13 protein-coding genes and 1 tRNA gene are annotated in these 13,501 nt (G+C 39.3%); 9 read left to right on the top strand and 5 right to left on the bottom strand.

The genetic code is table 11. The features are described 5' to 3' along the window. The first annotated feature begins 64 nt into the window (after positions 1 to 64). Together I6J03_RS01550 and I6J03_RS01545 are read left to right on the top strand one after the other, a co-directional pair. Positions 65 to 967, top strand: a complete 903-nt coding sequence (locus I6J03_RS01550; RefSeq protein WP_003007719.1) for a PorP/SprF family type IX secretion system membrane protein — start codon at positions 65 to 67, stop codon at positions 965 to 967. Between the two features lie 602 nt (positions 968 to 1,569). After that, complete coding sequence (locus tag I6J03_RS01545) at positions 1,570 to 3,579, top strand: hypothetical protein (RefSeq protein WP_201694096.1); 2,010 nt, start codon at positions 1,570 to 1,572, stop codon at positions 3,577 to 3,579. 7 nt (positions 3,580 to 3,586) lie between these two features. Here I6J03_RS01545 and I6J03_RS01540 read toward each other — a convergent pair whose 3' ends face one another. Continuing rightward, positions 3,587 to 4,399: a helix-turn-helix domain-containing protein gene (locus tag I6J03_RS01540; RefSeq protein ID WP_003007714.1), complete on the bottom strand. Its 813-nt coding sequence runs from the start codon at positions 4,397 to 4,399 to the stop codon at positions 3,587 to 3,589. 100 nt (positions 4,400 to 4,499) lie between these two features. Here I6J03_RS01540 and map point away from each other — a divergent pair, with 100 nt between their 5' ends. The 3 genes from map to I6J03_RS01525 all read left to right on the top strand — a co-directional run bounded on the left by map (position 4,500) and on the right by I6J03_RS01525 (position 6,586). Next, positions 4,500 to 5,252, top strand: a complete 753-nt coding sequence (map, locus tag I6J03_RS01535; protein WP_039990059.1) for a type I methionyl aminopeptidase — start codon at positions 4,500 to 4,502, stop codon at positions 5,250 to 5,252. 95 nt (positions 5,253 to 5,347) lie between these two features. Next, the gene (locus tag I6J03_RS01530) at positions 5,348 to 5,872 is read left to right on the top strand and encodes a HEAT repeat domain-containing protein (RefSeq protein ID WP_003007711.1); all 525 of its coding nucleotides are present in this window, start codon (positions 5,348 to 5,350) and stop codon (positions 5,870 to 5,872) included. A gap of 39 nt (positions 5,873 to 5,911) precedes the next feature. Then, positions 5,912 to 6,586 (top strand): leucine-rich repeat domain-containing protein, encoded by a 675-nt coding sequence (locus I6J03_RS01525; protein ID WP_003007709.1) that lies wholly within the window; start codon positions 5,912 to 5,914, stop codon positions 6,584 to 6,586. Between the two features lie 140 nt (positions 6,587 to 6,726). On the opposite strand, the gene I6J03_RS01520 is transcribed toward I6J03_RS01525, so the two are convergent. The 3 genes from I6J03_RS01520 to prmC form a co-directional block, all read right to left on the bottom strand. Then, positions 6,727 to 7,794 carry an alpha-L-fucosidase gene (locus I6J03_RS01520; protein WP_050767785.1) on the bottom strand — a complete coding sequence of 356 codons (1,068 nt, stop codon included), beginning with the start codon at positions 7,792 to 7,794 and terminating at the stop codon, positions 6,727 to 6,729. A gap of 174 nt (positions 7,795 to 7,968) precedes the next feature. Beyond that, positions 7,969 to 8,041 (bottom strand) — tRNA-Lys (locus I6J03_RS01515). A 138-nt stretch (positions 8,042 to 8,179) separates the two neighbouring features. Beyond that, a complete protein-coding gene (prmC, locus tag I6J03_RS01510; RefSeq protein ID WP_201694094.1) occupies positions 8,180 to 9,037 on the bottom strand; it encodes a peptide chain release factor N(5)-glutamine methyltransferase in 858 nt (285 codons plus the stop codon). A gap of 70 nt (positions 9,038 to 9,107) precedes the next feature. Here prmC and ribD point away from each other — a divergent pair, with 70 nt between their 5' ends. The 3 genes from ribD to I6J03_RS01495 are packed head-to-tail and all read left to right on the top strand — an operon-like array spanning position 9,108 to position 11,709. Next, entirely contained in the window at positions 9,108 to 10,160 is a 1,053-nt protein-coding gene (gene ribD / locus I6J03_RS01505; protein WP_003007703.1) for a bifunctional diaminohydroxyphosphoribosylaminopyrimidine deaminase/5-amino-6-(5-phosphoribosylamino)uracil reductase RibD, read from the top strand. Between the two features lie 32 nt (positions 10,161 to 10,192). Then, positions 10,193 to 11,491 (top strand): DUF2851 family protein, encoded by a 1,299-nt coding sequence (locus tag I6J03_RS01500; RefSeq protein WP_003007701.1) that lies wholly within the window; start codon positions 10,193 to 10,195, stop codon positions 11,489 to 11,491. Further along, entirely contained in the window at positions 11,488 to 11,709 is a 222-nt protein-coding gene (locus I6J03_RS01495; protein ID WP_003001842.1) for a hypothetical protein, read from the top strand. Before I6J03_RS01500 ends, I6J03_RS01495 begins: the two co-directional genes overlap by 4 nt. A gap of 3 nt (positions 11,710 to 11,712) precedes the next feature. On the opposite strand, the gene I6J03_RS01490 is transcribed toward I6J03_RS01495, so the two are convergent. After that, the gene (locus tag I6J03_RS01490; protein ID WP_003007698.1) at positions 11,713 to 12,363 is read right to left on the bottom strand and encodes an ankyrin repeat domain-containing protein; all 651 of its coding nucleotides are present in this window, start codon (positions 12,361 to 12,363) and stop codon (positions 11,713 to 11,715) included. Between the two features lie 350 nt (positions 12,364 to 12,713). On the opposite strand from I6J03_RS01490, the gene I6J03_RS01485 reads away from it, so the two are divergent. Continuing rightward, positions 12,714 to 13,280, top strand: a complete 567-nt coding sequence (locus tag I6J03_RS01485) for a UbiX family flavin prenyltransferase (RefSeq protein ID WP_003007696.1) — start codon at positions 12,714 to 12,716, stop codon at positions 13,278 to 13,280. The last annotated feature ends 221 nt before the right edge of the window (positions 13,281 to 13,501 follow it).

The raw sequence follows: 13,501 nt of genomic DNA, 5'->3' as shown, positions 1-13,501 counted from the left end.
CTTGCTGCAATACAGCAACCTTTTGAGAACAACAAAGTATAACAAAACAGAAATAACAAGGAATATGAACTTGAAGAAGATAATATCAGGCACATTATTGATGCTATTTGTCAGCCTGTGCTGTGGTCAGCAGTATATAGATCCGGCGCTATCGGGCTCGTTCGGTAAGATGCTGAATCCGAGTTACAATGCGCTATTGAAAGGAGGTGAAGGAGACGCCGCCCTTTTGTACCGTTACCAGTGGGCGGGTGTAGATGGAGCCCCCAAGAGTATTTGGTTCAATGGCAACATTGCTATAGGTAACCGAGGTATTGCATTAGGCGTTAATTTCAAGCAATTCAAGATCGGCGTAGAACGGAGTACCGAAGCCTCGGCAAACTTTACCAAAACCCTTCAGATCTCAGATGAGGAATATGTAGGTCTTGGCGTTAACCTGGGATACACGCAGCAGCGTGGAGATTACAGCTCTCTGGATCCTGGAGATCCGGCGTTTCAGACCGTACAATACGGGACCTTGTTGTACGGGCTATCCGCTTCGCTGGTCAGACCGGACAAATACTATGTAGGCGTATCGATGCCACGTTCTATTTTCGGGTCCAAAGAATCCGACTATGTGCGTCAGTTTGGGCGGGATAATACCTTTTATGTATCCTCTTCTGTCATCTTCGATCTGGATAACCAGATGTATATCCGTCCGAGCTTACTGGCGAGCTACCGTCCTGTGACAGGCGTTCAGTTTGACGGTTCAGCGATGTTGTTTTTCCATGAAAAATTCGGTATCGGGGCAGGTTACAGACAACGTGGAGATCTGATGGGAATGGCCGAATTCAATCTGGGGAGACTTCGTATCGCATACAGTTACCAGCAGAATCTGAAGAACAGTGATCTGAACAGATACATTGCAAACAGTACCCATGAACTAGGACTGTCAGTACGCTTCGGTAACCAAAGCAGATCAAGGTTGTAAGTATCACCACTATTTATTTATATGCAGAGAGGTTCTAAAACTAGTTTTAGAACCTCTCTGTTTTTGGAACTTATTTCATAACCCTTCTCTCCTTTCAAAGGAGAGAAGGGTTATGAAACACACATCAACTTAAATTTTTAACAGCTTCATTTAGCGTCCCCGCCAAATGATAGAACTGAAATTACCATACTGCCGGTGAGGACACCGGCAGACGCGACCAAAAATAGTTATCCCATTAAAACTATTCCCTCTCATTTTTAAGGAGAACCTGTTCCGACTCGTCGGAAGGGTTAGGGAGAGGTTCTGAATTTCTATGGATTAATCTTTCCCCCGATAAATCCGGATATCTCCTTTAGAAGGAGAGAAAAGCTAAAACAGACACGTACATATCCTTCAAAGTACATCACTATCCCTGATTTCGGGGATTGTGCTACCCATGCTGATTGGCTAACTTTGAAACATAATGATTCGTATCTATGCGAAAGCATTAATATCCTGATAGGGTGTGTGTATTGAATAGTAAAACTGCATTGTGCACCTAATCATTTGATCAGGTGTCACAGTGTCAGTAGTAGGAGTTTATTTTAAAAGTCAAGTAAGATATGAATGGTAGATTGAATATAATTTTAGCTTTTAGTTTTACATTTCTGATCATTCTACAAACAAAAGCCCAATACATAGCTACGCGTATACCCAAAGAAGCAAGCCTTATAGCCGTAATTAATACAAAAGATATTCTAAAGCATAGCAATGCTGATTTGCTCAATGAATTACTTGTCAAGATTAATTTTTTTGATACTTTCCAACAGCAAAAAGGGCAAAAGTCTGTTCATCTGGAAGACATGGGGATAGATCTGGAACAGTATAGTTATATGTATCATAAGAATACAGATAGTATATCCTATTTAGGTTATATTTTACCACTCAATAATCCGGAGAAATTTGAAGCGATGCTGCCTTATACGATTGGAAAAGTGGCAACGGAAAACGGATTTCTCAGAGCTACGAATATTAGCGGAACTTTATTAGCCTGGAATAAAGAAGTACTTTATATCCTGTCAGGTGGACTCAATTACAATTTTTTCTATAATGATTCTGTTGCAACACGTTATGGAATTGATAATGTAGATATGGCAGCAATGCCAGTCTACATAGAAAACGGTTCTTATGATGAAGCAGCAGACGCTACGACGGATTCAATTTACAGTTATACAGAAGACGGCATAGATAGTTTAGAGATTGTAGAGCAGCCTGACTCTGCTTCATCTGTCATCTATGGAGATATCCGTGATGAAAAAGAAGTGACATTTGAGGCCTATGATTTTGGAAGAGAAAAAGCTGATACTATCAATATAAATGATATCTGGACTGAAGAGGATAAAAATTATTCAGATTCTATAGCACGCATACATGAACGTGTACAGCAAAAAAACGATTCCATCCGGAATGCACTTGAAGTTCAATGGATGGATAAGGAAATGCAGCATTTATTATCGGCAAATCATAAAGGATTAGATGAAAAAACGTTAAAATCAATTCATGAAAAAATGCCGTTGATGCGGGCCTGGGTCAAAAATGTAGACGAGTTATATCTGGGCTTGCTGCCATTAGCCTATATGAGTTCCTGGTATTACGGATTTAAGCCCTATTATTTCAGATACGGATATGGGCAAGCCTTTCTGGATCTTCAGCTTGAAGAACAGACTCTGAAACTGAAGACAAGGGTAGATTTGGATAAAGATTTGCTGCAGGTTGCCAAGCGTATTTATAATCAAAAACCTAATCCTAAGTTCTTCCGCTATTTCAAAGCGCAAACAGTAGGTTTTCTATCCTTAAATATCAATTCCGAAGCCTATATGAAGGAGCTGCCAACATATATCTCAAAGCGCTTTGGTAGCCTGTTTGGTAAAGAACCTGAAATTGCTCCGTTTTTGGCTTTAGCAATGGATGTTGTTTTTGATGAACAGGCATTAGCCAAAATAATGCCGGGCGATCATCTGGTACTTCTCAACGGAGTGACAAAACTAAGGACTGAGTATACAGATTATGAATATAATAATGACTATGATCTGAAGGAAGTAAAGCGTACAAAAGAAGAGACAGTTCCACGCTTTGTCTGGATGTTTACATCTAAAGATCAGCGTCTGTTGCTGAGTGGTTTGCAACTTGCTGTCGCAATGAAAAAGGCTACCTTGAATAAAGATATTTTTGAGATTGAACGAAATAGGGGTCATGGATTTCCGATATATATGATGTGTCAGGAAGATCTTGTGTTTGTATCCAATGATCGGGCAGAGCTGGAGGAAATAAAGGAAGGGAAAACTCAATCAGTGGCGAATAAGCATTTTGAAAGGATAATCAGGAATAATAAATTTTCTGCAGTCGTACAGACAAACCGCATTCCGACCATACTTAAAGATATGGATATACCTGTATCACAGGATTGGCGAACAAATGTAGATGAGCTGGCCGGATATGGGAATGTCACCATCACATCCAAAGGGATCGTTAATAATCAGATTGTTGGAGAGATCAGTGTTACTTTCCCTCCACAACAGCATAATGGGCTGGAGTTTCTATTAAAAAAGATGTCACTTTATAGTTCCGAATAATATCCCTTTACAGTAATCCGGTTTTAAAATATGCTTTAGGAGATTGCCCTATATATTTATTGAAATCCTTCAATAGATGATTACTGTCGTAATAGCCGATTTTGTAAGCGACATCATTCAGAGACAAGGAAGAAGAGGCTTCCAACAAAGCGTAAGCTTTCAAAAAACGTTGAATCTGTATATACTGTTGCGGTGCAAGTCCAAAATGTTTTTTAAAGGCGCGTTGCCACCACTTGTAATTTATATGCTGGATAGTGGGAGAGGAGCTCTTCCCTATTTCCTTCAGTCTTTCCTGCAGCAGTGCAGGTATTTTTGTACTGGGTATATGCTGGCCGGATATAAAATTGACCACAGCCTTTATCCGCGATTTAGCATCAGTAGTCTGATAATAAGTATTTATAAATGACCTGAAAAATGGCTCAGATGAGTTGGTCAGATCATAAACAGGTTGAGATTCAAAACAATCAGGTTGAAGATCAAACAACCGAAAAAATGCAGGTGCGCGAAAACGAACGATCCGGATGGTACCCTCCGGTTTTGCAGACTGTAAAAAGCTTCGTTGTATAATACCGCCGCAAATCCATATCGAGCCCAGTGTAATATGTGAAGTCGTGTTTCTTACCGTCACTGTGTCTGAGCAGAAGGGCATAAGGATCAGAGCCGGGTAGCCGTCACTAAATAAAGCAACTTGTTCACATAGCATAGTGCCATCAAATTCATAAATACCCTCAATAAAGCTTTCAAGCCCCTTTTCGAGAGGAATTTGAATATAGTTTTCTTGATTTTGTGCATGTATGGCAGTAAGAAAATTTATCGGCATCACGACAAAGTTAACAAACCGTAATGAAATGTCCGGATTTTACGATTTATCTCCAACATCTCCTCCTTATTTTTGTTTCTTATCCATAAAGCAATTATATATGATTATATCCGATGACAATGAACTGAAGAAAATGAAAGCTGTAAGTCAGGCAGTAGCTGTGACTTTACTGAAAATGCAACAGTATGCCAAGCCAGGAATATCGACTCAGGAGCTGGATGAATACGGTGGAGATATATTGATGGAGTTTGGTGCACGGTCTGCTCCCCGGTTGACATATGGTTTTCCTGGGTATACCTGTATCAGTCTCAATAATGAAGTCGCACACGGAATACCTTCACCAGGAAGAATTCTTCAGGATGGAGATTTGATCAATATTGATGTATCTGCTGAGCTTGACGGATACTGGTCTGACAATGGCGGATCTATTGTTGTAGGTGAGGACCTGCATGGGCACAGTTCTTTGGTTGACGCTTCAAAAAACATTCTCCTTTCTGCTATATCCCGTATTAAAGGAGGGGTGAGGATAAACGAAATTGGTCATTACATCGAAACTGAAGCTAGAAAAAGAGGTTATCTCGTCATCAAAAACCTGGGAGGTCATGGCTTAGGGAAAGCATTGCATGAAGAACCTTTTGATCTTTTGAATTATAAAGACCCGGATGACAAAAGACGGTTTAGAAAAGGAACGGTTGTCGCTATAGAAACATTTATCAATACGCACTCTACATTGGCTATTGAACAAGCAGATGGATTCACGTTATTGGGTAATAAGGGCGGATTTGCAGTTCAACATGAGCATACCCTTGTCGTGACAGATGATAAGCCCATTATACTGACAGCTGTTGAATAGTAAAAATGATTTTTACCTGTCCGGATTGAACAGGATTTTTCTTAATTTAATTCTTCGAATATCGATATGTACGATAAGAATCAGTTATAATAAATATGACCATCGAAGAGCTTTTTAAAGAAAAAGAAATCAAATCTAAAGAGAAAACAGAGACGATCAGTAATTGGATCTTAGAAAAATCACTTGCTGTTGAAGAACTTCTTGTTTTTGCCGCAAACCAAAAAGACCCTGTAAAAGCAACCTGTATAGAGGCTTTGGAATATGCTACCCGGCGTCATCCCGAACTTGCTGACGAACATGTGCTGCTATTTGTAACACAATCCTTGCGTTCAAAAGCCCCACGCATAAAATGGGAAAGTGCAAAGGTTATTGGGAATATCGCACACCTGTTCTCTACACAATTGAAGGAATCTATTTTCAAATTGTTGGATAATACAACGCATGAAGGTACTGTAGTGCGATGGAGTTCCGCATTTGCATTGGGACAGATAATCAAATTAAAAACCGAATACAATGTGACGTTGTTGCCTGCCGTGGAGCAGATCTGTGAACAGGAGCAGAAGAAAAGTATTCAGAAGATCTATCAGGAGGCATTGGAGAAAATAAAAACTAATCCCTGAATAGAGTTGTAATATAAAATCATAAATGGTGAGATACTGATGGAAAAATATAAGATAGACTACAGCGAAACTTCTGCTTTTAAAGGTATTCGGATAATATATGAATATCTTGAAGAAGGACTGGATTATGCCAGGGAAAATGGAATCCCGGAGGTTTGTGTCTGGACGGATGGAGATTGGAGCAAGCAGACGATTAATTTTGACTTTCTGAAAGACAGGAATTTTATTGAAACCTTCCATTGGCTGGTGCCGATGTCAAAAAAGTCGGATATTAACGGATTAAAGTATTTGCATAGATTGAAGAATCTGCGCTGGAGTGCTGCAGGAGAATTTAATCTTGATCTTTCGGTCTTTCCGGTTCTGGAAAAACTGAATATTGGCTATGGACCGAAAATTCAGGGGTGGGATAAACTGACATCTTTGAAAGAACTTTTGATTGGCGGTGTTAAGCATGCGGACCTTTCTTTTCTGAAGCATGCTATCAATCTGGAATACCTGCGTATTATCGGCGGTTCATTTGAATCTATCGAAGGTCTCGAACATTGCCACAAACTCACTACGCTGTTTCTCCAAAAATGCAACGCACTAGCCAAGCTTCAGCCTACTATTTGTCATTTGGACAAACTGCAACAACTGAATCTGGAGGGTTGCAAAAAGGTGAATACAGAAGAACAACTTGCAGGATTGGCAATAAAATATATATCCATTATATAAAGTTCCGGTGATTAATATTCCTCTTATTGAGACAAAATTTGATCCCGTTTTAATTTCAGAAGACAATACTAACAGGACCCATGCCATCAAAGCATAACAATTTCCGAAACACCTACTTATCTGGAAATATATTTTAGAAATTATCTTTTCGCTTTTAAGAGCTTCCCGGCTTCTTTTAAAATAATTATACTTTGAGCCGGAACAACACCATTACCATCCGGACCGATATTGAGCAAGAGATTTCCTCCCTTTTCATTAATTTCCTGCAGTTTATCCGCTATCTCATTCGGAGTTTTCCAGTCATTATCAGATTTTTTATATCCCCATGAGTTATTCATGGTGTAACAAGCTTCCCAATAATAATCCAACCCTGTTGCAGGATGTTCCTGCTCAGGAGTACCAAAATCTTTATGGAATTCTTCTCTTTTTGCTACCCTATTGTTGATGATTATGGAAGGTTTTAAGGTGCGGATATATTCATACAATTCTCGTCCAGACTCCATATCCCACCAATTGACCCAGTCCCCGTCAAACCAAAGAATATCGGTGTCATATTTGTCGATTAATTCCTTAATCTGATTTTTCATATACTGAATGTATTCTTGTTTCTTCTCTGGTCGGATAGCGACCTGGAACCAATGATCAGCATTTTTCTTCCCTTCAGGGTTTCGATATTGAGAGCTGTGATGCCAATCGATGATACTGTAATAGGTGCCAAATTTTATTCCCTCGTCCTTACATGCATCCGCCAGTTCCTTTAAAATATCCCGGCCTTTCATTGGTGTCGATGCGATATCAAAATCCGTATATGGCGAATCCCATAGACAAAACCCTTCGTGATGTTTGGTTGTCACCACTAAGTATTTCATGCCTGCATCCTTAGCCAGCCGTACTATTTTTTTAGCATCGAAATTTTTTGGATTCCAGGTTTGGGTTAATAATGCATACTCTTCACCTGGTATATCAGCATTGGCCTGTATCCATTCGGCATAACCTTCTATATCTTTTCCCTTGTATTCGCCCCCAAGCTGACTGTATAATCCGAAATGGATAAACATGCCGTACCTGGAGTCAACAAACCATTGCATACGTTTATCAAAATTCTGCTTTGATTCATTAAGATACTTGATTTGAGCATTTGTTGTATTTAAATTGCTTACAGATAAAATGCCCGCCATCAAAATATATGGCAAGGTTAATAATTTCATTTTACAGATAATTAGTGCTTAATAAAGATAGTGAAAAATTTATCATCAACTAATTAAAATGGATTTTGATTACAGTATAAATTTAGAAAAATTCTGAATACGATCCCCATAGTACCGCGCTTCTTATATAATGGATACAAAAAAAGCCCAATCGAAAGATTGAGCTTTTCTCTGTGATCCCGCTGGGATTCGAACCCAGGACCCATACATTAAAAGTGTATTGCTCTACCAGCTGAGCTACGGAATCCTTTCTTTTTGTGAACCGTTTCCGTTTCTGAAAGTGATGCAAAGATAGAATTTCTGTTAATATCCTCCAAATAATGCCGGCAATAAAATGTGATTTTTAATGTAACTGCCTAAAAGCTAAAAACATTAATTTGAAAAATTATCTGCGTGCATGGATCATCCGGTCCGCTCCGTGCATGTCTTTAATCAATTCCACCTTTGAAAATCCCTTTTTTCGTAACATATCTGCAGTTTCCGGTCCGTAGTATTGATTGATTTCAAAATAAAGATCGCCTGCAGGTTTAAGATGAACCAAAGCAAAAGACGCAATAGTCTCATAAAAAAGCAAAGGTGCGCTCTCTTCTACGAAAAGGGCGAGGTGTGGTTCAAATTCCAGTACGTTGCTGTGCATCTCCTCTTTTTCCTTAGGTGTGATATAAGGAGGATTGCTGACAATAATGTCATACAACTGTTCTGTAAACAGATATTCCCATTCCAGAATGTCTGCATTGACAAAATGAATATCCGTCTCCATTTTTTTTGCATTACGTTTAGCCACAGCAATCGCTTCTTTGGAAATATCCAACGCGCTGACATGAGCAGCAGGCACATGCTTCTTCAGTATAACAGGGATGCATCCACTACCGGTACCGATATCTATAATCTTTAGTGGAACAGCAGAAGAACGATGATGTCCTATGATCAGGTGTACCAATTCCTCCGTTTCAGGTCTGGGTATGAGTACAAACTCATTTACTTCAAATATTTCACCATAAAAATCAGCCTTTTTCAATATATGTTGAATAGGTTTACGTCTTAACAGCTCCTGTAGAATGCGATCCAGTTGAACCTTTTGTTCTTCGGTAACTACATGATCATTCTGAACCGTGTACTGCATTCTATTTATACCCGCAACTTCTTCCACAGCCAGAAAAAAAAGAGATTTAGCCTCTTCAAGATCATATATTTTTGTCAATTGCGCTGTAAAGTATGGTTCGTATTGTTGAAGTGAATTCATAGCTCAAAAATACAATTATTCTTAGAGAACCATATAGCTGTTATCTGCTATCTAATTGATACTTTTGTATATGAATATGCAAGAGCGATACATGCAAAGATGTCTGGAACTCGCCCTACTTGGTGCGGGTACTGTGAGTCCCAATCCTATGGTCGGAGCCGTGATAGTCCATGAGAATAAAATCATCGGTGAGGGATATACCTCGCCTTATGGCGGGCCACATGCAGAAGTCAATGCTATTCAACAGGTGAAGGATCAGTATCCGGATTCAGCAGACCGTTTGCTGGCGGAATCCGATATGTATGTCAGTCTGGAACCTTGTGCACACTTCGGGAAAACACCTCCCTGTGCTAATCTTATAGTAAAGCATAATCTCAGAAAAGTCTATATCGCCTGTATGGATCCCTTTGCTCAGGTCAACGGGAAAGGTCTCGGAATCTTGCAGCAGGCAGGGATAGAAGTAGAAGTCGGTTTGTTAGAGAAAGAAGCCCTCTGGCTAAACAGGCGTTTTTTTACACGTGTCAGGCAGAACAGGCCTTATGTTATCCTCAAATGGGCAGAGACAGCCGATGGATATATGGCAAAGAATACCGATGAACAAGCCTGGATCAGTAATGAAGCCAGTAAGCAACTTGTGCATAGATGGAGATCTGAAGAAGATGCTATATTGGTAGGAACGCGTACCGCATTGATCGATAATCCGTCACTGACAGTGAGAGAGTGGGAGGGAAATAACCCCAAACGTGTCCTAATAGATAAGCAGTTGTCAGTACCGGAGTCTGCAGCTATCTTTTCCGAAGATGCAGATACAATTGTGTTCAATGCAGTCAAGACCGACTGGCAGGGACGTATCAAGTATATCGAATTGGAAAACTACGACTTATATCTGCCTCAGAATATCCTGTACCAGCTATACCTGATGGATATTCAGTCTATTATTATAGAAGGAGGAGCTAAGACCCTTCAGCTCTTTATTGACGCAGGTCTATGGGATGAAGCCAGAGTAATCAGAAGTAAAGTATTATGGGAAGGCGGAATAAAGGCGCCAGTCGTTGAAGGTGAACTGAAAGAACAGCAAGCTGTGGCTTCTGATGATTTTTATTTAATCGTAAAGAAAAATTAGTTTTATTTTAAAGAAATGTGTATTTTTAAGGTATGCGAATACCGGAAAAATTACTTCATTTTATCTGGCGGTTTCGTTTATTTGACCAATATAATCTTCAAACGCTTCAAAAGGACGTTATTAAGATACAGGATGTAGGTCATTATAATCTGAATGCAGGGCCTGATTTTTTGCATGCTAAGATAAGAATTGGCAATGAGGAATGGAATGGCCATATCGAGCTGCATGTCAATGATAAAGCCTGGTATCAGCATCAGCATGATAAAGACAAATCTTATGACAATGTCATTCTGCACGTGATATGGGACGGAGATGAAGAAGTCTGCCGGTCTGATGGTTCTTCTGTTCCCACACTCTGTCTCAAGCCGCTAATCACATCGGATCTTATTACAAAATATGAGTTTATCATGGGCAATTCAAACGCCTGGATTCCCTGTGAAAAGCAGATTGGAGATGTAGAACCCTTATTTGTAAAACAATGGTTATCCCGGATGACGGTAGAGCGTTTTCATGAAAAGTATGATATTCTGATCAAACAATTCACCGGCTATGGATGTGATTTTGAAAAAATGGCTTTCGTTATGCTTGCACGGGCTTTCGGACAAAAAGTCAATGCAGATACCTTTCAGGAACTGGCAGAGATCATCCCTTTTACACTGATCCATAAATACAGGGATGATGTAATGAAATCAGAAGCATTGGTTTTGGGAATAGCAGGTTTTTTAGGAGAAAGCGAGGTTTTTGAAGATAGATATGCCGGCAATCTTCATAAAGAGTATCAGTACCTCAGGAAGCTCCATCGACTGCCGGAGATGGATAAAAGCCGATGGAAATTTATGCGCATGCGACCCTATAACTTTCCCACGTTTCGAATGGCACAGCTCGTCTCGCTGTACCGGCAGCAGGAAGGATTATTTTCCTATATTATGGAGTTGGAAACACTTGCAGAACTGAAGTCATTAGTTGAGAAGATAAAACTTTCTGAATTTTGGGAAAGACATTATACGTTACAAAAGGCTGCTGTACAGCATAGTACAAAAATGGGTAAATTAGCGGCAAGAACCCTGATTATAAATAGTATTGTACAATTATTATTTTTGTATGGTAAATATTTTGATCAGGAGATGTACATTTGTAAAGCTATGGCATGGTTAGAGGAACTGGAAGCAGAGTCCAATTCTATAGTCAGTAAATTTGCAGCTATAGGAGTTCCGGCATTGTGCGCAGCAGATTCGCAGGCATTAATACACCTGAAGTCCCATTATTGTGAACTTAAGAAATGCCTGGATTGTCAGATAGGTTTACAGATATTAAAACCCATACGATCATGATAGAAAAGATTTTATACTATTTTGAACAGCAATCGTTCGGAGTATGTGCTTATTTGGGAGAGAAATTCTCAATTTCTATCGCCAAGTTAAGACTGTTTTTTATCTATGCCACTATCATTGGCGCAGGATTTCCGATTCTTTTTTATTTATTTGCCGGTGTACTTCTCGACTTTAGGGCCTACGTAAAAAAGATGCGTAAGCATTTGTGGGATAGTTGATGGCTATGCCTTAAGGATTTCGGATATCTCTTTAAATCCCTTATCAGCGGCCATATCAGCGGCTGTAAGTCCCATGTCGTTTCTTACCGAAATATCCGCGCCGTTTTCTAAAAGCACAATAATCAGATCTATATTGCCGTGTTGCGCTGCCAGATGTAAGGGGGTGATCCGTGATGATTGCGCAATGTTTACATAAGCGCCGGCCTCTATCAGCATTTTACTGATCGTACTGTTATTGGCATTGAGTGCCGCATGCAGTGGATATACATTGTATCCGTTTTGAGAAGGGATATTTGGATCAGCATGATTTTTCAGCAGAATCCGGATAATATCCTCTCTGGAGAAGTGTGTCGCTATCCCTAAAGGCGTAAACCCCTGAGAAGAAAGTTCATCCACGATCTCCGGTTTCTGTAAAATAATAGCCTCTACATGTTGCGTGAGACCTGCTGCACAAGCTTCGTGAATAGTGATCGATGTAATGTATTTTAAGATAGTTTGTACAATCTGAGTTTTATTGTAGTAACATGCCAGCATTAAGGGGGAAATATCATGACTGGTATTCTGTTTTACCAGATCCGGATCGTTTCGTAACAATAATTCCAAATCCTGATAGTTGCCCGTTTCAATATACTCTTCTAATACCGATAAACTCATTGAATCTTGTTTTAATGATACGAAATAAATAAAAAATTGTTAATTATAAAATGAAATGTTAATAACATTCCAAGTGTGGATATTTTTTGCCAAATGAGGCTGATTGAATCCCTGTTTGATTTTGTTATACATATGTATCTTTTTACCTATACAACAATATTTAATAGGGCTGTAGTTATACGGCTACATTTTAATAATTTAAGATTAAAAAAATTTTGAATAATCCACAATTAAAGTACATTTGTATAGGCCCTCCCCAAGGGCATGTTTTTCATAGGTAGATGTAGGGTCGAATATTTCTTATTCGACCCTTTTTTTTAGCTTTGTGTTTCAATTTAATAGAAAAGACCATGTCAAATAAAATAGTGGTGGCGATTACTGGTGCCAGTGGTTCTATATATGCTAAGGTATTACTTGATACGCTGGTCAGAATCAAAGATCAGTTTGAAGAAATAGGAGTAGTGATGTCTGATAATGCAAAAGATGTATGGAAATACGAATTGCAGAATACAGCATATGAGGATTATCCTTTTACATTTTATAGTAAGAATGATTTCTATGCCCCTTTTGCTTCCGGTTCTGCCAGATTTGAGACGATGATCATTTGTCCCTGCTCTATGGGGACATTAGCACGTATTGCGCATGGTACTTCTTCGGATCTGACCACACGTGCAGCAGATGTCATATTGAAAGAGCGCCGGAAACTTATCCTTATTGCAAGGGAGACCCCGCTAAGTAAAATTCATTTGCAGAATATGCTGGCCGTGACCGATGCAGGAGGTATTATATGCCCGGCAAGTCCGTCTTATTACAGTCTTCCAAAAGATTTCGAAGAATTGGCCCGAACCGTTGTGGATAGAGCCTTGTCATTGGCCGGAATTGCTGTGGAATCCTATCAGTGGGGAACAAAAAAATAAGCAGATAATATTCCTGCAATAGTAGCTCTTTTAATAGTATTTTGTACATTTGTTTTCTAAATGACGCAGCACCTCGCTACAACAGTTTGTTATCTTCCTTTCTTTTATTCTTCAAAAGAAAAATCCATTTTTTATTTTATGTATGGTTGTTCAAAACAAATGATGTTCAGCTCAGGTGTTGTATATTTAACAGGACTTCATCAAGCAAATAGATTTTAATT

It is taken from the genome of Sphingobacterium spiritivorum (assembly GCF_016724845.1).
Classification (GTDB): domain Bacteria; phylum Bacteroidota; class Bacteroidia; order Sphingobacteriales; family Sphingobacteriaceae; genus Sphingobacterium; species Sphingobacterium spiritivorum_A.
Note: the sequence above shows the minus strand (reverse complement) of the source record. Positions and strands in the feature narration are given on the sequence as shown.